Annotated in this window: 15 protein-coding genes; 12 read left to right on the forward strand and 3 right to left on the reverse strand. The window is 69.2% G+C overall.

Annotation, left to right across the window (positions count from 1 at the left end):
- The first annotated feature begins 64 nt into the window (after nucleotides 1-64).
- The 8 genes from VSR71_RS04905 (at nucleotide 65) to VSR71_RS04940 (ending at nucleotide 12,285) form a co-directional block, all read left to right on the forward strand.
- Entirely contained in the window at nucleotides 65-3,310 is a 3,246-nt protein-coding gene (locus VSR71_RS04905; protein WP_342912796.1) for an amino acid adenylation domain-containing protein, read from the forward strand.
- A complete protein-coding gene (locus tag VSR71_RS04910) occupies nucleotides 3,307-5,007 on the forward strand; it encodes a cyclic peptide export ABC transporter (RefSeq protein ID WP_342912797.1) in 1,701 nt (566 codons plus the stop codon). The genes VSR71_RS04905 and VSR71_RS04910 overlap by 4 nt, the downstream gene beginning before the upstream one ends.
- 53 nt (nucleotides 5,008-5,060) lie before the next feature.
- Nucleotides 5,061-6,134, forward strand: coding sequence for a GNAT family N-acetyltransferase (locus VSR71_RS04915; RefSeq protein ID WP_342912798.1), 1,074 nt, complete (start codon nucleotides 5,061-5,063; stop codon nucleotides 6,132-6,134).
- Nucleotides 6,135-6,158: 24 nt separating this feature from the next.
- Nucleotides 6,159-7,574: a lysine N(6)-hydroxylase/L-ornithine N(5)-oxygenase family protein gene (locus VSR71_RS04920; protein WP_342912799.1), complete on the forward strand. Its 1,416-nt coding sequence runs from the start codon at nucleotides 6,159-6,161 to the stop codon at nucleotides 7,572-7,574.
- A gap of 178 nt (nucleotides 7,575-7,752) precedes the next feature.
- Nucleotides 7,753-9,948: a TonB-dependent siderophore receptor gene (locus tag VSR71_RS04925; RefSeq protein WP_342912800.1), complete on the forward strand. Its 2,196-nt coding sequence runs from the start codon at nucleotides 7,753-7,755 to the stop codon at nucleotides 9,946-9,948.
- A gap of 69 nt (nucleotides 9,949-10,017) precedes the next feature.
- Nucleotides 10,018-10,341, forward strand: coding sequence for an iron uptake protein (locus tag VSR71_RS04930; protein ID WP_342912801.1), 324 nt, complete (start codon nucleotides 10,018-10,020; stop codon nucleotides 10,339-10,341).
- On the forward strand, nucleotides 10,338-11,960 hold the full coding sequence (locus VSR71_RS04935) for a PepSY-associated TM helix domain-containing protein (RefSeq protein WP_342912802.1): 1,623 nt from the start codon (nucleotides 10,338-10,340) through the stop codon (nucleotides 11,958-11,960). Before VSR71_RS04930 ends, VSR71_RS04935 begins: the two co-directional genes overlap by 4 nt.
- Nucleotides 11,944-12,285: a DUF3325 domain-containing protein gene (locus VSR71_RS04940; protein WP_342912803.1), complete on the forward strand. Its 342-nt coding sequence runs from the start codon at nucleotides 11,944-11,946 to the stop codon at nucleotides 12,283-12,285. Before VSR71_RS04935 ends, VSR71_RS04940 begins: the two co-directional genes overlap by 17 nt.
- Before the next feature lie 125 nt (nucleotides 12,286-12,410).
- Here VSR71_RS04940 and VSR71_RS04945 read toward each other — a convergent pair whose 3' ends face one another.
- The 3 genes from VSR71_RS04945 to VSR71_RS04955 all read right to left on the reverse strand — a co-directional run bounded on the left by VSR71_RS04945 (nucleotide 12,411) and on the right by VSR71_RS04955 (nucleotide 14,530).
- Entirely contained in the window at nucleotides 12,411-12,740 is a 330-nt protein-coding gene (locus VSR71_RS04945) for a DUF2917 domain-containing protein (protein WP_342912804.1), read from the reverse strand.
- 14 nt (nucleotides 12,741-12,754) lie between these two features.
- The gene (locus VSR71_RS04950; RefSeq protein ID WP_342912805.1) at nucleotides 12,755-13,741 is read right to left on the reverse strand and encodes an alpha/beta fold hydrolase; all 987 of its coding nucleotides are present in this window, start codon (nucleotides 13,739-13,741) and stop codon (nucleotides 12,755-12,757) included.
- 183 nt (nucleotides 13,742-13,924) lie between these two features.
- Nucleotides 13,925-14,530: a TetR/AcrR family transcriptional regulator gene (locus VSR71_RS04955; protein ID WP_342912806.1), complete on the reverse strand. Its 606-nt coding sequence runs from the start codon at nucleotides 14,528-14,530 to the stop codon at nucleotides 13,925-13,927.
- 337 nt (nucleotides 14,531-14,867) lie between these two features.
- Here VSR71_RS04955 and VSR71_RS04960 point away from each other — a divergent pair, with 337 nt between their 5' ends.
- The 4 genes from VSR71_RS04960 to fahA all read left to right on the forward strand — a co-directional run bounded on the left by VSR71_RS04960 (nucleotide 14,868) and on the right by fahA (nucleotide 20,073).
- Entirely contained in the window at nucleotides 14,868-15,254 is a 387-nt protein-coding gene (locus VSR71_RS04960) for a helix-turn-helix transcriptional regulator (RefSeq protein WP_342912807.1), read from the forward strand.
- 458 nt (nucleotides 15,255-15,712) lie between these two features.
- On the forward strand, nucleotides 15,713-17,422 hold the full coding sequence (locus tag VSR71_RS04965; RefSeq protein ID WP_342912808.1) for an FAD-dependent oxidoreductase: 1,710 nt from the start codon (nucleotides 15,713-15,715) through the stop codon (nucleotides 17,420-17,422).
- Between the two features lie 43 nt (nucleotides 17,423-17,465).
- Nucleotides 17,466-18,785, forward strand: coding sequence for a homogentisate 1,2-dioxygenase (gene hmgA / locus VSR71_RS04970; RefSeq protein ID WP_342912809.1), 1,320 nt, complete (start codon nucleotides 17,466-17,468; stop codon nucleotides 18,783-18,785).
- Between the two features lie 25 nt (nucleotides 18,786-18,810).
- On the forward strand, nucleotides 18,811-20,073 hold the full coding sequence (fahA, locus tag VSR71_RS04975) for a fumarylacetoacetase (protein WP_342912810.1): 1,263 nt from the start codon (nucleotides 18,811-18,813) through the stop codon (nucleotides 20,071-20,073).
- Nucleotides 20,074-20,108: the final 35 nt, after the last annotated feature.

Here is a 20,108-nt window from a genome sequence, read left to right on the forward strand (position 1 = left end):
GGGCCTGCGTGGGTCGAGGCAGCCAGGCCAGCAGCGCCTGCATCGCCGCTCCGGAGAAGACCCGATGACGCAGCCCGATTTGACGATCCGCGCGCGCGCCGCGCACGGCCCGGCGCCGCTCTCGTTCGCCCAGCAGCGGCTGTGGTTCCTGCAGCGCTACGCGCCGGACAGCACCGCCTACAACCTGGTGCGCGCGTGGCGCCTGCACGGGCCACTGTCGGCGCCGGCGCTGGAGCGGGCGCTGGCGCTGGTGACGTCGCGCCACGCTGTGCTGCGTACCCGTTTCTCGTCCGGCGACGGCGAGCCCTGCCAGCTGGTCGGCGATATGGCAAATATGGCGAATATGGCGCCACCCGTGCAGTGGGTTGACCTGCCCGCGGGCGAGGTCGATGCGCTGCTGCGCCGCGAAGCCGCGCGCGTGTTCGACCTGCATGCCGCCGCGCCTTTCCAGGTCACCGTGGCCCGGCTGGATGACGGCGCCCACGTGCTGGTACTGGCCATGCACCACATCGTTTCCGACGGCTGGTCCAACCCGATCCTGGCGCGCGACCTGGCACGCGCCTATGGCGCCGCGCTGGACGGCACCGACCCGGGCTGGACACCGCTGCCGGTGCAATACGCGGACTACGCCGCCTGGCAGCGCGAGCGCCTGGCCGGTCCCGCGCTCGACGCCGCGCTGGCGCGCTGCGCGCAGCGGCTGGGCACCGCCATTCCCGCGCTGGAACTGCCGCTCGACGCACCGCGTCCGGCGCGCCCGGCGGGCAAGGGCGGGCGCATCCGCTGGACGCTGCCAGACGGCGTGGCGGCCGCGCTGCGCGACTACTGCAGCGGCACTGCCGGCGGCGGCCGCACCACGCCGTTCGCCGTGCTGCTGGCGGCCTGGCAGGCGCTGCTGGCGCGCTACAGCGGCCAGTCCGATTTCGCGGTCGGCGTGCCCAACGCCGCGCGCACCCATGAAGAATTCGACGACCTGGTCGGCTGCTTTATCAACACCCAGGTCTATCGCGCACGGCTGGCGCCCGGCCTGACTGGCCGCGCACTGTGCCAGCAGGTGCGCGACGACGCCCGCGCCGCGCTCGACCATGCCGACCTGCCGTTCGAACTGCTGGTCGACAAGCTCGCACCGGCACGCGACCCCAGCCGCACGCCGGTATTCCAGGCGATGTTCAACCTGCAGATGGGCGAAGCCGCGTCGTTTGCACTGCCCGGCCTGCAGGCGAGCGCACTGCCGGTGCCCGACGACAGCGCCAAGTACGACGTCACGCTCGACCTGCAGGCCAGCGCGAAGCGCGTGTCGGCCACGCTCGAATACGATGCCGCGCTGTTCGCCGAAGCGACGGCGCAACGCATGGCTCGGCACTACGAGCATCTGCTCGGCGCAATGCTGGCGTGTCCCGACGTGCCGCTCGACGCGCTGCCGCTGATGGACGCAGGCGAGCGCGCCCGGATGCTTGCCAGTGCCAACGGCACCGGCCTGGCGCTCGACGCCGCCGACGACGTGGTGGCCCGCATCGCGCGCGCCGCCGCGGCCACGCCGGACGCCATCGCCATCACCGACGGCAGTGCCAGCCTCACCTATGCGGAGCTGGAAGCCGGCGCCAATCGCATCGCGCACTGGCTGGCCGGGCAGCAGGTGGACACCGACACCCTGGTCGGCGTCTGCCTGCCGCGCACGCCGGAACTGGTAGCGGTGCTGCTGGGCATCCTCAAGGCGGGCGCCGCCTACCTCCCGATCGACGCGCATCATCCGCCCGCGCGCAACGCCCACATCCTGCGCCACGCCAGCCCACGCCTGATTCTGGCGGCGGCAGGCACGCGTGCCGCGCTGGGCGACAGCGCCGGCGTGGTGCTGGTCGACGGCCAGACGTCGCCGTTGCCGCCGTGGCATGCGGCGCCCGCAATCTCCCCCGCGCCGGACTGCCATCCGGCGCAGCTCGCCTACACGCTCTACACCTCCGGTTCGACCGGCACGCCCAAGGGCGTGCAGATCTCGCGCGCGGCCTTTGCCAACTTCCTGCGCGCGATGACGCCGGTGGTGCCGATGGACGGCAACGACCGCCTGCTGGCGGTGACCACGCTGGGCTTCGATATCGCGGGGCTGGAGCTGTTCCTGCCGCTGGCCAGCGGCGCGCGCGTGGTGATCGCCACGCGCGACGACGCGCGCGATCCGGCGCGGCTGGCGGCGCTGATGTCCGCCCACGGCATCACCGTGATGCAGGCCACGCCGGCCACCTGGCAGATGCTGGTCACGCAGCCCACGCCCGCATGGCAGGGCCTGCGCGTGCTGTGCGGCGGCGAGGCGCTGGGGCGCGAGCTGGCAACGGCGCTGCTGGCGCGCGGCGCCAGGGTCTGCAACGTCTACGGCCCGACCGAGACCACGGTCTGGTCCGCCGCGCATGCGCTGGCGGGCGAGGGTGAAAGCATGCCCGCGTGGGCGGTGGCGCCGGTCGGGCATCCGCTCGCCAACAACCAGCTTTACGTGCTGGACGCACGCCTGGAGCCGGTGCCCGCGGGCGTGGCCGGCGAGCTCTATATCGGCGGTGCCGGCCTGGCGCGCGGCTATGCCGCCGATCCGTTGCGCACCGCCGCGGCCTTCGTGCCCAACCCGTTCCCGCAAGGCTCGCCCGGCGCCATGGCGGGCGACCGGCTCTACCGCACCGGCGACCTGGCGCGCAAGCGTGCCGACGGCATCGTCGAGTTCCTCGGCCGCCGTGACCACCAGGTCAAGGTGCGCGGCTTCCGCGTCGAGCCAGGGGAGGTCGAGGCGGTGCTGGCCGCCTGCCCGGGTGTGCAGCACGCGGTGTGCGTGGCCCGCCCCGGCCCGGACGGCATGGCGCGGCTGTGCGCGTACTACGTGGCCGGTGCGCAAGCGACCGACGACACCATCCTGGCCCGCCTGCGCGAGCAGCTGCCCGGCTACATGGTGCCGTCCAGCCTGACGCGCCTCGACGCGCTGCCGCTCAATGCCAACGGCAAGGTCGACCGCCAGGCGCTGCCGGAGCCGGCAGCGCCGCGCGCCGCGGCCGCGCTGTCGACGCCGACCGAGCACGCGCTGGCCGAGTTGTGGTGCGCGGTGCTGGGCGTGGCCAAGGCCGGCGCCGACGACGACTTCTTCCTGCTGGGCGGCCATTCGCTGCTGCTGGTGCGGCTGCAGACCCGCATCCGCGAGCAGCTGGCGTGCGAGCTGGCGCTGCCGGCACTGTTCGCCGCGCCGGTGCTGCGCGACATGGCCGCGGCGATCGACCAGGCCGGACGGCGCGATGCCGACGCCGACCTCGCCTTCATGAACGACCTGCTGGAGACCCTGTGAACCTGTTCCTGTCATTGCGCCGCCGCTTTGGCGGCCTGCTGTTGCTGGCGCTGGCCGCGGGTACCTGCAGCGCGCTCGCCGGCATCGCGCTGATCGCCGAGATCAACCGCATGATCGCCGCGCCGGCGGTGCTGGAAGCCAGCCGTATCGGCATCCTGCTCGGGCTGCTGGCGGTTCTGTTCGGCTGCGGCTTCGGCTCGCAGGCGCTGCTGACCGCGCTGGGCCACCGCGTGGTCTACGACATGCGCATGCGCATGCTCAAGCGCGTGCTCGATACCGACGTCGAGCGCCTCGAAGCCATCGGCGGCCCGACCGTCTATGCCACCCTGACCAAGGACATCGCCTCGATCGGCATGGCCTTCAACCGCGTGCCGTTCGTGTTCTACAACGGCGTGCTGGTGGTGGGCGGACTGCTGTACCTGGGCTGGCTGTCGTGGCAGCTGTTCGTGCTCGGTGCCGCGGTGCTGGGCGGCGGCGTGCTGCTGGCGCAGCGCTGGGTGCTGCGCATGCGCGGCCTGATGAAGGCCGTGCGCGACACCGACGACCGCCTCTACGCCGGCTACCAGGGCGCCATCGATGGCCGCTATGAGCTCGCGCTGAACGCCTGGCGCAAGCAGAGCTTCTACCAGCGCGACTTCGAGCCCGCCGCCGAGTTTGCGCGCGCGCATGAAGTCCGCGCCGACCGCTACTGGGTGCTGAGCCTGTCGTTCACCGCAGCGCTGATCCTGGGGCTGGCCTGCGCGATCTTTATCGCGGGCGATGCGCTGGGCATTGCCCGCGAGCGCATCACCGCCTTCGTGCTGGTGCTGATGTTCCTGCGCATGCCGCTCAACGACCTGGTCGGCACGCTGCCGATCCTGATGACCGGCAACGTCGCGCTGCGCAAGATCGACACGCTGCGGCTGGCGCCGTACACGGAGGACTTTGCGCTGCATGCCAGCCACAACGCCGCCGCCACGGCGCCGGCCCCGGGCACGCCGCTGCTGGCGCTGCAGGAGGTGCGCTACGACTACCCGGGGCAGGGCGACGAGCGCGGCTTCCGTCTGGGTCCGGTGTCGCTGACGCTGGCCGCCGGCGAGACCGTGTTCATCGTGGGCGGCAACGGCAGCGGCAAATCGACGCTGATGAAGCTGCTGGCAGGCCTGTACCAGCCCACGGACGGCAGCGTCTCGCTGGCCGGCACCACGGTAGGGGCGGCGCAACTGCCCTGGTATCGCAGCCATTTCGCCACCGTGTTCTCCAACGCGCATCTGTTCGCGCGGCTGGTTGGCCCGGACGGAAAGTTCGACGCCGCGGTGGCCAATGCCTTCCTGAAGCGGCTGCACATGGACCACAAGGTCTCGATCCGAGACGACCTGCTGTCGACCACGCAGCTTTCGCAGGGCCAGCGCAAGCGGCTGGCGCTGCTGGCGGCCTATGTCGAGGCGCGGCCGGTGTTGCTGCTCGACGAGTGGGCCGCCGACCAGGACCCGGTATTCCGCGCCTACTTCTATGAATCGCTACTGCCGGAACTCAAGCGCAGCGGCAAGACCATCGTCGCGGTCAGCCACGACGACCGCTATTTCCACGTGGCCGACCGCGTGATCCGCTGCGACAGCGGCGTGATCCGTGCCGACAGCGCCGACAGCGCCGACAGCGCCAACGCCGGCACCGATGCCGGCGACAACGAACACAACGAACAACAGGCCGCCGCATGACGCGCGCCAACATTCAGAGGGAGTCAGCTCAAATGCAAAGCAACGCGTCTTCGATGACCCACGCCGTCGCCGGCCAGCCCTGGTCGTCCGCCAACACCACCACCCTGCAAAGCCGCTGGGAAGGTGCCACGCTGCAGCTCAGCCTGGACGGCGCGCCGCTGCAGGCGTGGCAGTTCACGCCGGGCGCGCAGCCCCGTCTCGCGCTTGCCGGCACCGCATCGGACCACCCGCTGGCACGCGCCGCCACGTTCGCCGCCTGCGAAGCGGCACTGGCGCGCACGCCTGCCGCCGGGGCCATCGCATTGGACATCCCCGAGGCCCTCGCCACCGCCATGCTGCGCGAAGGCAGCGCCGTACGCGATGCGAGCGGCCAGTTGGTATCGCGCGTCGAGCAGTTGTGGCAGCTGCCGGCGCTGTGGCACACCGGCACCTCCGGTCGCGATTTCCCGCTGCAGTACGCCATGAGCGCGGGCAAGCGCCATCCGCTGCGCGCGCCGAAGCCGACCGGCCAGGTCTACGCGCGCCATATTCCCTGGCTCGACCAGGTGTTCTCGATGCGGGTTGCCGACCTCGATGCCGACCTGCAGTGCTTCCATGGGTGGATGAACGACCCGCGCGTGGCGGTGTTCTGGCAGGAGGAGGGCGACCTCGCCAGGCATCGCGACTACCTCCAGGCGCAGCTGGATGACCCGCACACGATCCCGCTGATCGGTTGCCTGGACGGCAAGCCCTTCGCCTACTTCGAGGTGTACTGGGCCAGGGAAAACCGCATCGGCCCGTACTACGACGCCGACGACTTCGACCGCGGCTGGCACGTGCTGATCGGCGACGGCGAGATCCGCGGCAAGGCATACATCAGCGCCTGGCTGCCGTCGCTGATGCACTACATCTTCCTCGACGATCCGCGCACGCAGCGCATCGTCGGCGAGCCGCGCATCGACCACGTGCAGCAGATCCGCAACCTCGACCGCTCCGGGTTCGCCAAGGTCAAGGCCTTCGACTTCCCGCACAAGCGCGCCATGCTGGTGATGCTGCTGCGCGAACGCTTCTTCGGCGAGCGCCTGTGGGTGCCGCAGGAAGACGTGCCGGCGCAGGCCTCCGCAGAACTCGCCGCGCTTGCCGCCTGAACCCGCCGCGCAAGGAGACCCCCAATGCTCTACTCAGCTTCGACTTTCGCCGCGAACGGTGCCCGCGTGGGTACCGGCGCACCGCCCGTGCTGGACCTGCTCGGCATCGGCTTTGGCCCGTCCAACCTCGCGCTGGCCGTGGCGCTGCGCGAGATGCTGCCGCAGCAGGCGCCGTTCCGCTTCGGCTTTATCGAGAAGAAACCCGGCTTCGTCTGGCACGGCAACATGCTGCTCGACAACAGCCGCATGCAGATCTCGTTCCTGAAGGACCTGGTCACGATGCGCAACCCGGCCAGCCGCTACACCTTCATCAACTACCTGCACGAGCGCGAGCGGCTGCTGGACTTCATCAATACGCGCACCTTCTACCCGAGCCGCTACGAATTCAACGACTACCTGTCGTGGGTGGCGGCTGACTTTGCCGACACTTGCCACTACGGCGAGGAAGTGGTTTCGGTCGAGCCCGAGAGCACCGGCGCCAATCGCGGCAATGGCGCGCTGGCGTGCCTGCGCGTGACCTCGCGCGCGGCCGATGGCGCGCTGACGGTGCGCCGCGCGCGCAACGTGGTGGTCAGCGTGGGCGGCGCGCCCAGCATTCCCGACACCTTCGTGCCGCTGCGCGGACATGCGCGCGTGTTCCATTCGTCGAACTACCTGGAGTCGCTGGAGCGGCTCGGGCAGTCGGGCCGGGTGCGCCGCGTCGCGGTGATCGGCTCGGGGCAGAGCGCCGCCGAGATCTTCCTCGACCTGCACGGCCGCGAAGGCAATATCGAGGTCGACCTGGTCAGCCGGGCGCCGGCGCTGAAGCCGGCCGACGACAGCCCGTTCGTCAACGAGATCTTCAACCCGCGCTATATCGACTACCTGTTCTCGCGCGCGCCCAACGAGCGCGAGCAGCTGCTGAGCGAATTCGGCAACACCAACTACGCGGTGGTCGATACCGACCTGATCGAAGCCATCTATGAAGTGCTGTACCAGCAGAAGGTCACCGGCAAGGTGCGCCACCGCCTGCTGGCCGGCTGCGAGGCGCGCCACGCCGAGGCCGACGCCGACGGCGTGCGGCTCGACATCGCGCGCCGCGACGACGGCGCGCACCAGCTGCAGCGCTATGACGCAGTGATCCTCGCCACGGGCTACCGGCGCGAGCTGCACCAGTCGCTGCTGGCGCCGCTGGCGTCCTACCTGGACGACGCCAAGGGCTTCCAGGCTGACCGCGACTACCGGCTGCAGATGGCTCCGGGCTGCCAGGCCGGCGTGTTCCTGCAGGGCTGCTGCGAAGCGACGCACGGGCTGTCGGACACGTTGCTGTCGGTGCTGGCGGTGCGCGCGCAGGAAATCGCCGCGGCGGTGCTCGGCACTGGCGAGGGCGAGGCACGCGTACTGGCGCCGGAGCCGGCGCGAAGCCGCCCCGCGCGGGTGGCGCACGCTGGCACGCACTGAATACAACAACAAGAACGCACAGCGGAGGCGGGCCATCGGTCCGCCTGCCGGTTCGCATGGCCAATTTCATTCAACAACAGAGCAGGGGAGTAAGAAGGGCATGAAACACAGCAACAGACGCGCGAATGCACGCGCGCGGGCAGCACGGAACGGGGCCGCAACGTCGTGCCGCACCGCCATGCGCTGGATCCCGGCCGCGGTCGGCCTGGTCTTCAGCGCGTCGGCTTTTGGACAGGAAGCCACCACGGGAACGACGCCGGCAACCACCGCTGCCGCTTCCGGCAGCGCTGCCAAGCCCTCGGAGCATGCGCTGCCGGCGGTGACGGTCAACGGTGTGCGCGAAAATCCGATCAACCCGCCGACGACGGCCGGCAGCAAGGTGCCGCTGACCGCGCGCGAAGTCCCGCAATCGGTGACCGTGGTCAACAGCGAACGCATCAGGGAACAGAACCTGGTGACGCTGGAAGACGCGCTGGCGCAGGCCACCGGCGTGTTCGTGGAAAAGCGCGACCAGGAACGCACCATCTACTATTCGCGCGGCCTGGAGATCGACACTTTCCTGCTGGATGGCGTGCCGACCAAGTATGACTGGCGCAACACCGTGCAGCCCGACCTGTCGATGATCGAGCGCGTCGAAGTGCTGAAGGGCCCGTCCGGCCTGCTGTCCGGCGCCGGCAAGACCGGTGGCGCGATCAACCTGGTGCGCAAGAAGCCCACGCGCGAGACGCAGGTGCAGGGCGCGCTGTCGGTGGGGTCGTGGAACAACTACCGCGCCGAGATCGACGCCGGCGGTGCGCTGAACGCCGACGGCACGCTGCGCGCGCGCCTGACCGGCGCCTTCCAGGACAAGGACTCGTTCATCGACAAGGCCAATATGCGCACCGGCGCGCTCTATGGCGTGGTCGAGTACGACATCACGCCCAGCACCATGGTGACTGTGGGCGCGAGCTACCAGGACTCGGAGGGCCGCCAGCCGTGGACGCTGCCGGCCTACTACAACCCGGTCACGCGCCAGGCGAGCCTGCTCGACGTGCCGCGCTCGACCTACCTCGGTGCCGACTGGAACAGCGACCACTTCTATACCACCTCGGCCTTTGCCGAGCTGGAGCACACGTTCGACAGCGGCTGGCAGGTCAAGGGCGCGCTGCGCTACCTCAACAACCAGATGCATCGCGAGCAGGCGTACGCCTACGCGCCGGTCATTCCGGGCGTCAACACCACCACGCTGTTTGCGGCCAAGCAGACCTATACGCAGGAGCAGACCAGCTTCGACGTCTATGCCAATGGTCCGTTCTCGCTGCTCGGGCGTCGGCACAAGGCGCTGATCGGCTTCAATTTCTCGGATTCGGAGCGGCGCGACCCGCGGTACTCGTCGACGCCCTTCTCGCAGGTCGTGAATGTCTTCAGCCCGCGCAGCGACTTCGCCAAGCCGGTCTTCACGCCCAATGGCTCGGGCACCACGACCAGCACCCGGCAATACGGCGTCTACGGCGACGCACGCTTCTCGCTGCTGGACCCGGTGACCCTGGTGCTGGGCGGGCGCCTGAGCTGGTGGGATATCAATGCGCGCCAGTACACGCCGACCGCCAGCGTGACCAAGCAAGACAACATCAACGCCAAGTTCACCCCGTTCGCCGGGCTGATCTACGACTTCACCGAGCACTGGTCGGCCTACGCAAGCTACGCCGAGATCTTCCAGCCGCAGGACGAGTATTTCACCGCCAGCGGCAACCTGGTCGATCCGATCAAGGGCAAGCAGTATGAAGTGGGCGTAAAGGGCGAATTCTTCGAAGGTGCGCTGAACACCTCGGTGGCGCTGTTCCAGGTGCGCGAGACCGGCCGCGCCACGGTCGACTACGTCAACACCACCAACCCGAGCAACCCGTTCTACGTGTCGCAGGGCGAGACCAAGAGCCAGGGCTTCGAGCTTGAGGCCAGCGGCCGCATCACGCCGAACTGGACCGTCTACGCCGGCTATACCTTCAACGTCACCACCGACCTGCAGGACCGCACCGGCCAGCTCAACACGGCGTTCTCGGCAATCGCGCCCAAGCACCTGTTCAAGCTGTGGACGCAGTACCGCCTGCCCGGCGACTTCAAGCGCTGGCGCATCGGCGGCGGCATGACGGCGGTCAGCCACGTGCAGAACACCGCGCTGTTCCCGGCACCGATCGGCGCGGTCACGCTGCGCCGCGGCGGCTATGCGACCTTCGATGCGGCGATCGGCTATGACTTCAACAAGCATGTCTCGGCCGACCTGAACCTGACCAACCTGTTCGACCGCAGCTACTACGCGCGGATCAACAACCCGCGCGAAGGCAATATCTATGGCCAGCCGCGCGCGGCGATGTTCACCGTGCGCATGAAGATGTAAGCGCGATGCCGGCATGGCGGTGCGTCAGCATCGCACCGCCATGCCGGCCGCGTGTTGCAGGATATTCCAATGAACAATAGTCCCTCATCCCTGCCGTCGCGCGGCGCCCTGGGTCCGGCGCTGGCGATGACCGCCCGCGCGCTGGCCGCGCTGGCCGGCAGCTACGCTTTCACCTGGGGTGTCACCGCTGGTGGCGCGGTGCTTGGCTGGCGCCTGGGTCTGGCGCGCAGCGAAGCTGTGCTCTGGTTTTCGATGCTCGCATTCCTGCTGTTCCCGATGATGTCGCTGTGGGCGCTGGTCACGCGGCGGCTGTGGCGCGTGTGGCTGGTGCTGGTGGCGGGTGCGGCGATCGGCGCCGGCGTGGCGCAATGGCTCGGGGAGCGGCTGGCGTGAGCAAGACGGTACGCAAGAACAATGGCCGCGCCGCGGCGGGCAAGACTGCCGCCCACGAAGGCGGGCTGCGCCAGGCCATGACCTGGGCGCATACCTGGATCGGCGTGCTGCTCGGCGGCGTGCTGATGGTGGCGTTTTTCATGGGATCGGTCGCGGTGTTCGACCGCGAGATCGACCGCTGGATGATGCCGGCCACGCGCATCGAGGCCGCACCGCCCGCTATCGATATTGACACCGTGGTGCCGCGCGCGGTGGAGGCGCTGGCCGCCGGCAAGTCGCTGCGCGAATGGGCCGTGACGCTGCCCGAGGCGCGCACGCCGGCGATGATCGCGCGCGTGCGCTATGCCGCCGCCGGCGGACAGATCCGGCTGGCCGACCCCCGCACCGGCGCGCTGCTGCCGGATGTCGGCACGCTGGGGGCATCGTCCTTCTTCTACCCGCTGCACTACAACCTGCACCTGCGCGTCTGGAACATCGGCTACTGGCTGGTGGGTCTGGCGGCGATGGCCATGCTGGCGGCGATCGTGTCCGGCGTGATCGTGCATGTGCGCATCTTCCGCGATTTCTTCACCTTCCGGCCACGCAAGCAATTGCAGCGCAGCCTGCTCGACCTGCACAACCTTACCGGCGTGCTGGCGCTGCCGTTCCATGCGGTGATTTCCTTCTCCGGCATCTGCATCGTCTACATGATCCTGATCCCGGCCGGCATCAACGCGCTGTACCAGCAGCCTAATGCCTTCTACGACCAGGCCCTGTCGGGCTATTCGCGGCCGGCGGCGGGCGTGGCCGCTCCGATGGCGCCGCTCGGCCCGATGGTCGAGGCCGCGCGCGCGCGCTGGGGCGGGGCGGCGCCTGCCGCGATCCGTGTCTGGAACCCGGGCGATGCCAACGCGGTGGTCAAGGTCAGCCGCTCGGTGGGCGATCGCGTCAGCCTGGCGGACGACGCCGCCTACTTCGACGGCGCCACCGGGGCGCTGCTGCACCACGCGCCGCTGCAGCCAGCGGCGGCCACGCAGCGTTTCCTGACCGGCATGCACTTCATCGCCTTCGACCACTGGCCGCTGCGCTGGCTGTATTTCCTTGGCGGACTGGCCGGGTGCGTGCTGATCGGCACGGGGCAGCTGTACTGGCTCGACAAGCGCCATGCACGTCATGGCGAGCGCGGCGTGCGCCTGGCCGCCGCGGTCACAGCGGCCATGACTACTGGACTGGTGATCGCGACGCTGGCGATGATGGTGGCCAATCGATTGCTGCCGATGACGCTGCCGTCGCGCGAGTTCATCGAGGCCGGGTTGTTCTTCCTGGTCTGGCTGGCCACGGCCATCCACGCGCGCGTGGCGATGCGGCCAGGCAGCCGCACACTGGTGCCGTGGCGTCAGCAATGCCTGGCGATCGCCGTGCTGGCGCTGGCGGCGCCGGTGTGCAACGGCCTCACCACCGGCGACTGGCTGCCGCTGGCGCTGGCCCGCGGGCAGTTTGCCGTGGCGGGTGTCGATATCGCGCTGCTGCTGACCGGCGCGCTGGCCCTGACGACGGCACGCCGCGTCAGGCGAGTGGAAGCGGCGCGCGCGGCGACTGCAGCAGACCTTGAGGAGGCAAATCATGCCGAGCGTGCTTGACCACCTGTTGCTGATCGCGCTGGCGCTGTGCGCGTATGGCGCCTTCGTGCTGTTTGCCTGCGCCAGCGAGCGGCACTGGAACGAGCTGTCGGGGCAGGGCGGCGATTTGCCGGACCGGTCGCGCCGGCGCCTGCGTGGCGCGGCCTGGGCGCTGGTGGCCCTGGGCGCCACGGCCGCATTGCCGGGCAACGGCGCTGGCTTTGGCGTGCTGTTGTGGGCGCTGGCGATGATGGCCGGCGCGATGGCGGTCGCCTTCACGCTGACATGGCAACGCGGCTGGCTGCAGCCGATCGCGCGCGGGATGCTGACGGCGCTGCGGATCTGAGCCGGAGCGGGAGCCGGATACGGGCGGTATGTCGTTCGTGCTCAATAATGCAATTAACCGCCAGAAATCAACCCCGTCCACCAGCGCGCATGCGCGTACGTGCCGGCAAACCGAGTGGTCGGGGCTCAGCGACGCGTACCCGCATAACCGGCACGTTGCGCCGACAGTAAGCGGGCAAGCCAGTGCCGCCAGCCGCGCGCGCCCGCCGCTCCCGTCCTGCAGCGCGTGACGCGCACGCTGGCCCGGGTGACGGCATAAAGCTCCACGGTGCCAGCGTCCGGCACCGTGAACGATTCGCTGGCCGCGATGGAAGTGTCTTTCGGATCGCCGTCACGGATCAGCCATAGCTCGCCCTCGGTACAGCGCACCGCGACGTGCTCGCCCGGATCGGCCACCAGCCGCAGCGAACTGCGTGCGGGCAGGGTGGCGGTCATATCGTTGCTTACCAGGAACATGATGCTCTCCGGGGTCAATTCACTGCGAGGGCGGCCGTCGGGGCTGTCACCGTGCCCGCGGCGGCCCTGGGCCGGACAAAGGCGGCGATCCGGTCGATCACCGCCGCATCCTGCAGGATGCGGCGATGGCCCAGCCCCTCGGTTGTGACCAGTTCCGCGCCGGGCCAGGCGCCGGCGATCGCGGCGCCGTCTTCCCAGCGCACTTCCTTGTCGCCCCGGTCATGGATCACCAGCGTCGGCGGCACCAGGCGCGAGCGCCCGATCTCGGGCACGTTGAACGCCGACCACGGCATGCCGAGCCAGCGCTCGCTCTGCCGCTGCATGCGTGCCAGGACCGCCGGCGCGATACCGAGCTGCCAGGCCAGCGCCGCGCATGCGGCATGCATGTCGGCCGGCGAGCCGACCAGCACCGCGGCGCGTGCCGGCAGGCCCTCGCGCAGCGCCAGGGCGGTGGCCGCGCCGCCTAGCGAATGCGCCACCACGGCGTGGACCGGGCCGGCGTGCCAGGCGGCGGCCAGCAGCGAGCGCGACATCTCCAGCACCGAAGTCTGCGCCGCGCCGCGCGTGCCAGCATCGGAAGCGCCATGCGACAGCGCATCGAAGGCCACCACGCGCATGCCGGCTGCCACCAGGCTGCCGGCCACCTCATGCCATTGCCCCGCATGGCCGCCCCAGCCGTGGGCGAGCAAGACCACCGGGCCGGTATCGCCCCAACGGTAGACGCGCACCCGGCGGCTGGGCCCGTGACCGGTGACCAGGGCCCAGTCGCTGCGGGCGCTGCCCAGGAAGCGGCGCGCAGCCGACGTCGGGGCGGCACGCGGCGGCGTGAACCAGAGGCGCTCGAGCGCACGCGCGGTCGCGGAGGGCGATACCAGGCTGCCCGCCTGCCAGCGCAGCCGCTGCCAGGCGGGCAGCGCGGCGGGTCGGTTACCCGGTGTCCTGGCGACGGGCGCCGGGACGGCGGAACTCGCCGGGGAATGAGAAGAGACTGCTTGCGTCACGACCTGCACCTCCAATCGGTTGCTGGATTGGCGCGGCATCATTGGGGCCGGCGCCAGCGGGCGGCTCTCCGCCGCATTTTTAAGACCGACCAGTCGTGCTTTTTTTGGATTAAAAAAGCCGCCGGCAGGTTGTTGCCCGCCGGCGGGATAGTGCCGGCGCCAATGTGTTTCCCGGTTCTTCCGTCAGCCCGGCGTCGCGCCCACGGCGGCGCGTGCCACCAGCGCGCCAAACGCGCGCCGCGCCATGGCCTCGGCATCGGCTCGGCCCAGCAGCTTGAACGACTGCTGGAACGCCATGCCGATGCCTGACAGCTCGAAGGCAAACTGCCGCGGCTCCACGCCCGTGCCGAACTGGCCTTCATCGATCGCATCGGCCACCAGGCGCGCCACGCTGCTGTGCCAGTCCTTCAGCGACTGCACCACCAGGTCCCGGATCGTGCCGGGCCGGTCGCGGTATTCCTGCCCCAGTGCCATGAACAGGCAGCGGCCCTGCGTCACCGTCCCGCCCAGCCACTCCAGGTAGCCCTCGAACATGGCCTGCAGCCGCGGCATGCCGCGCGGCTGGCGCATTGCCGGCCGCACCACGATTTCGCCGAAGCGTTCGATGGCGAGGTCCAGCACAGCCTGCTGCAACGCCTCCTTGGATTTGAAGTGCGCATACAGGCCGCTCTTGGACATATTGGTGTCCGCGGCGAGGGTGGCCAGCGACAGCTGCTCGAAGCCGACCTTGGCCGCGGTATCCAGTGCCTGCTGGATGATGGCGTGACGGGTGAGTTGTCCCTTTTGCATGTTGTCCAGAATAGCACGACCGGTCGGTTTGTCAACGAAACCGGATGCATGGTAGTTGCCCCGACTTGCGAAGTTGTGCAGCGAAGGCCATAACGTCATACCTGGGGCGTGTGACGTCAACGCAAACCGACAAGGGTCGTTAGTCTCTTTGCGGTGCGACGATGTTGTGCAGGATGCGGCCTTTTGCCTTCCGTTTGCCGGCCGGGGCAAGAGGCGAATTGCGGACTTGGAAGAAATCTGCACAAAGTGTTTCGGCGGTTACATACGGAACGCTTTGCGTGCTCTATACTCGAATGCACGTCCGCGCACTTTTTTTCATTGGTGACTGGAGACCGACATGAACAGTACAGCCGTGCCAAGAGGCGCTAGCGAACCGTTCCGGCAACTGCGGGCGCTGCGCCGCGCGCGCAAGCTCAAGCAAGAGGACGTCGCCCGCAAAGCGGGCATCTCGCGGGAAGCCTACCTGCGGGCAGAATCGGGGCAAGCCGATCCCCGCATGTCGACATTCCTCGCTGCCTGCGAGGCGCTGGGCCTGGAAGTGGTGCTGGCCCCGCAGCATCTCGCAGCAGACGTCAACGCCTTTATCGCCAGCCGCAACGGCGGCGTGACGGCAGCCTCGATGGCCGGCCAGCCGGCCGCCGGCAGTGCGCAGGCACCCGCCGCGGCACCGGCGCAGGGCAGCGGCTTCGGCTCCGGCACGGGCGAAGGCCACAAGCCGGTCTGATCCGGCCGCTGCCTGGCCGGCCACGTCTGCACGGGCCGGCGCAGGCGGATGGCGTTCCAGACCACCATCCAGCAACCGGCGCGGTGCGGCCCTCGCTCCGCGCCGGTTGTTATCGACCGGGCGCTGCCTGCGCCGCCCGGCGCCTCCATCACGCCGTCGCGGTGCCTGCCGAGCGGTGAGTGACTGCGTTTCCCTACCCGACTTTCTTGAGACCGCCGCGTCCCATGCCTGACGCGCGCTGAAGGCCACACTTTTCCCTTTTTCCGGTTCCGGCCTACAACACCAGTGGGTGCACCGCCTTGCGCATTCGCCGGCGCGGGTTTGACACGCCTGTTTTGTCAGATTACGATATGGTAAATGAATTACGGAATACGTAATTCCGTGCCGAACTCACCCAGACCGGCAGGGCCCGCCAAAGGGTTCCCCGGGGCGCCAGCGCAGCGCCGCATGGAGACGCCGTGGATACCACCACCAACCCGCAACGCACCTTCGCGTACCAGCCCGGCGCCGAGCAACGCTCGCAGCCGGCGGCCGCGCCTGCGATCCGCCCGGTGGCGGTGGTGGGCGCGGGGCCGGTCGGACTTGCCGCGGCGATCGACCTGGCGCAGCGCGGCGTTCCCGTGGTGGTGCTGGATGACGACGACACGCTTGCCGCCGGCTCGCGCGCCATCTGCTTTGCCAAACGAACGCTCGATATCCTCGACCGCCTCGGCTGCGGCGAACGGGTCGCGGCCAAGGGCGTCAGCTGGCATGTCGGCAAGGTGTTCTTCGGCGACGAGCAGGTGTACCGCTTCGACCTGCTGCCAGAGGCCGGCCATCGCCGGCCGGCCTTCGTCAACCTGCAGCAGTACTACCTGGAAAGCTTCCTGGTCGAACGCGCCGCCGGGTTGCCCGGCGTCGAGCTCCGCTGGCGGCATCGCGTTACCGGCGTGGCGCCGGGCCAGGACAAGGTCGCGCTGACGGTCTCGACGCCTGACGGGGACTACCTGCTGCAGGCGCGCTACGTGGTGGCCGCCGACGGCGCCCACAGCGCTGTGCGCCAGTGCCTTGGCCTGGAAAGCAAGGGCCGCGTGTTCCGCGACCGTTTCCTGATCGCCGATGTGAAGATGGCGGCGCCGTTCCCGGCCGAGCGCTGGTTCTGGTTCGACCCGCCCTTCAATCCGGGCCGCTCCGCACTGCTGCACCGGCAGCCCGACGATGTCTGGCGCCTCGATTTCCAGCTGGGCTGGGACGCCGATCCCGAAACCGAGAAGCAGCCGGAGCGTGTGATCCCGCGCATTCGCGCCATGCTGGGCGATGACGTGGCCTTCACGCTGGAGTGGGTCAGCGTCTATACCTTCTGCTGCCAGCGCATGGATGCCTTCCGCCACGGCCGCGTGCTGTTCGCCGGCGATGCCGCGCACCGCGTTTCGCCGTTCGGTGCACGCGGCGCCAACAGCGGGGTGCAGGATGCCGAGAACCTTGCGTGGAAGCTGGCACTGGTGCTGGCCGGAAGCGCTGGCGATGCGCTGCTCGACAGTTACGCCAGCGAGCGCGAGGCCGCCGCCGACGAGAACATCCGCCATTCGACGCGCTCCACCGATTTCATCACGCCCAAGAGCGCTGTGAGCCGCACCTTCCGCGATGCGGTGCTGCGCCTGGCGCGCCGCCATGCGTTCGCGCGCCAGCTGGTCAACAGCGGCCGGCTGTCGCTGCCCACGGTGCTGCGGGATTCGCTGCTCAACACGCCGGATCGCGATGTGTTCGCGGGGGCGATGGTGCCGGGTGCGCCGTGCGTGGATGCGCCGCTGCAGCGCCACGGCGACGCGCAGCCAAGCTGGTTGCTGGGCGAACTGGACGAAGCAGGCAACGGTTTCACGCTGCTGGTCTTTGGCGACGGCAGCGCGATCCCGGACGATGCGCGCCGCCGGCTGGCAACCGCCGCGGTGCCGGTGCGCCTGCTGTTCGTGGTGCCGCCGGGCCAGCCGGCTACACCGCCCGATGGCTCGCGCCATGTGAGCGACGCCGAAGGCCTCGCCGCAAGCCGCTACGACGGCCGTCCGGGCACCTGCTATCTGATCCGTCCCGACCAGCACGTCTGTGCCCGCTGGCGAGACTTTGATACCGAAGCCGTGCTGGCCGCGCTGTTGCGCGCCTTGTGCCTGCCAGCCAACGGCCAGATTCACTAGAGAACCTTGAACCCCCGACCGACACCGCAACGCTGACGACACCATGAACCTCACGCACACCCAGCTCGCCGAGCACGGCTACATGTCCGGCTTCGCCAACGAATTCGCCACCGAGGCGCTGCCCGGTGCGTTGCCCGTGGGCCAGAATTCGCCGCAGCGCGCGCCTTACGGCCTCTATGCCGAGCAGCTGTCCGGCACCGCCTTCACCGCGCCGCGCGCGCACAACCGCCGCTCGTGGCTGTACCGCATCCGCCCGGCGTCGATGCACCAGCCGTTCACGCAGGTCGAGCAGTCGCGCTTCCTGAGCCGCTTCGACCAGGTGCCGCCGTCGCCCAACCAGATGCGCTGGAGCCCGCCGGCAATGCCGTCGGTGCCGACCGATTTCGTCGACGGCATCGTCACCATGGCCGGCAATGGCGGGCCGGAAGCGATGAGCGGCTGTGGCATCCACCTGTACCTGGCCAACCAGTCGATGCACGACCGCTTCTTCTACAACGCCGACGGCGAGATGCTGATCGTGCCGCAGCAAGGGCGCCTGCTGATGGTGACCGAACTGGGCCGCCTGGAAGTGGAGCCGCAGGAGATCGTCGTGATTCCGCGCGGCGTGCGTTTCCGCGTTGAGTTGCCGGATGGCGAGGCGCGCGGCTATATCTGCGAGAACTACGGCGCACTGTTCAAGCTGCCCGACCTGGGCGTGATCGGCTCCAACGGCCTGGCCAACCCGCGCGACTTCCTTTCGCCGGTGGCCAGCTATGAAGACCGCGAGGGCGATTTCGAGCTGGTGGCCAAGTTCCAGGGCAACCTGTGGCGCGCCGGGATCGGCCATTCACCGCTGGACGTGGTGGCCTGGCACGGCAACTACGCGCCGTACAAGTACGACCTGCGCCGCTTCAACACCATCGGCTCGATCAGCTTCGATCATCCGGACCCGTCGATCTTCCTGGTGCTGCAGTCGCCGTCGGACACCCCGGGCGTGGACACCATCGACTTTGTCATCTTCGGGCCGCGCTGGCTGGCGATGCAGGACTCGTTCCGCCCGCCCTGGTTCCACCGCAATATCGCCAGCGAGTTCATGGGCCTGATCACCGGCGTCTACGACGCCAAGGCCGAGGGCTTCGCGCCGGGCGGCGCCAGCCTGCATAACTGCATGAGCGGCCACGGCCCCGATGCCGAGACCTTCGAGAAGGCCAGCGCGGCCGATACCTCGACACCGCACCACGTCGAAAACACCATGGCCTTCATGTTCGAGACGCCGGGCGTGATCCGCCCGACGCCATACGCGGCGCAGTCGGCCTCGCTGCAGCAGGAGTACTACACCTGCTGGCAAGGCCTGAAGAAGCATTTCAACCCGAACGTCCGCTGAACCCGACATATCCTGGAGTGACCCAATGACCGCCCCCCAAACCAGCTGGATCGACAGCGCCAACGACGGCCAGACCCATTTCCCGCTGCAGAACCTGCCCTACGGCGTGTTCTCCGTCAAAGGCCAGTCGCCGCGCGTCGGCGTTGCCATCGGCGACCAGATCGTCGACCTGGCCGCGCTCGATGACGCCGGCCTGCTGCCCGCCGCGGCAAAGGGCACCTTCGCCGGCACGACCCTGAACCGCTTCATCGCCCTCGGCAAGTCCGCGTGGACCGAAACCCGCAATCGCCTGACCGCGCTGCTGTCCGGCGAAGACGCAGCGCTGCGCGACAACGCCGCTTTGCGCGACAAGGCGCTGGTGCCAATGTCCGCCGCGGCGCTGCACCTGCCGGTCGACATCCCTGGCTACACGGATTTCTATTCGTCGAAGGAACACGCCACCAATGTCGGCCGCATGTTCCGCGACCCGGACAACGCGCTGCTGCCGAACTGGCTGGAAATCCCCATCGGCTACAACGGCCGCGCCAGCTCGGTGGTGGTGAGCGGCACGCCGCTGCATCGCCCCAACGGCCAGATCAAGCTGCCGAACGAAGCGCGCCCGGTGTTCAGCGCCTGCCGCAAGCTGGATTTCGAGCTGGAGATGGGCTTTATCGTCGGCAAGGAATCGGCGCTGGGCGAGCCCGTCAGCACCGCCGACGCGCCGGCCCATATGTTCGGCATGGTGCTGCTCAACGACTGGAGCGCGCGCGATATCCAGCAGTGGGAATACGTGCCGCTGGGGCCGTTCAACAGCAAGGGCTTCGGCACTTCGATCTCGCCGTGGGTGGTGACGATGGACGCGCTGGAACCGTTCCGCCGCGACAATCCCGAGCAATCGCCGCAGCCGCTGCCGTACCTGCAGCAGCAGGACAAGAACGCCTATGACATCGCGCTGGAAGTGTCGCTGCAGCCGGAAGGCGCGCCCGCGCCGAGCACGATCTGCCGCACCAACTTCAAGGCGATGTACTGGACCATGGCACAGCAGCTGGCGCACCACACGGTGTCGGGCTGCAATGTGCGCGTGGGCGACCTGATGGGCTCGGGCACGATCTCCGGAACCACGCCGGACTCCTACGGCAGCATGCTGGAGATTACCCGCAACGGTGCCGAGCCGGTGACGCTTGCCGACGGCAGCCAGCGCGGCTTCCTGCAGGACGGCGACAGCGTGATCATGACCGGCTACTGCCAGGGCGACGGCTACCGCGTCGGCTTCGGCACGGTCGCGGGCAAGATCCTGCCCGCGCGCTAAGCTTCGGCAGCCGGCACTACAGCTGGCACTACAGC

It is taken from the genome of Cupriavidus oxalaticus, from assembly GCF_038900635.1.
Lineage (GTDB): Bacteria > Pseudomonadota > Gammaproteobacteria > Burkholderiales > Burkholderiaceae > Cupriavidus > Cupriavidus oxalaticus_B.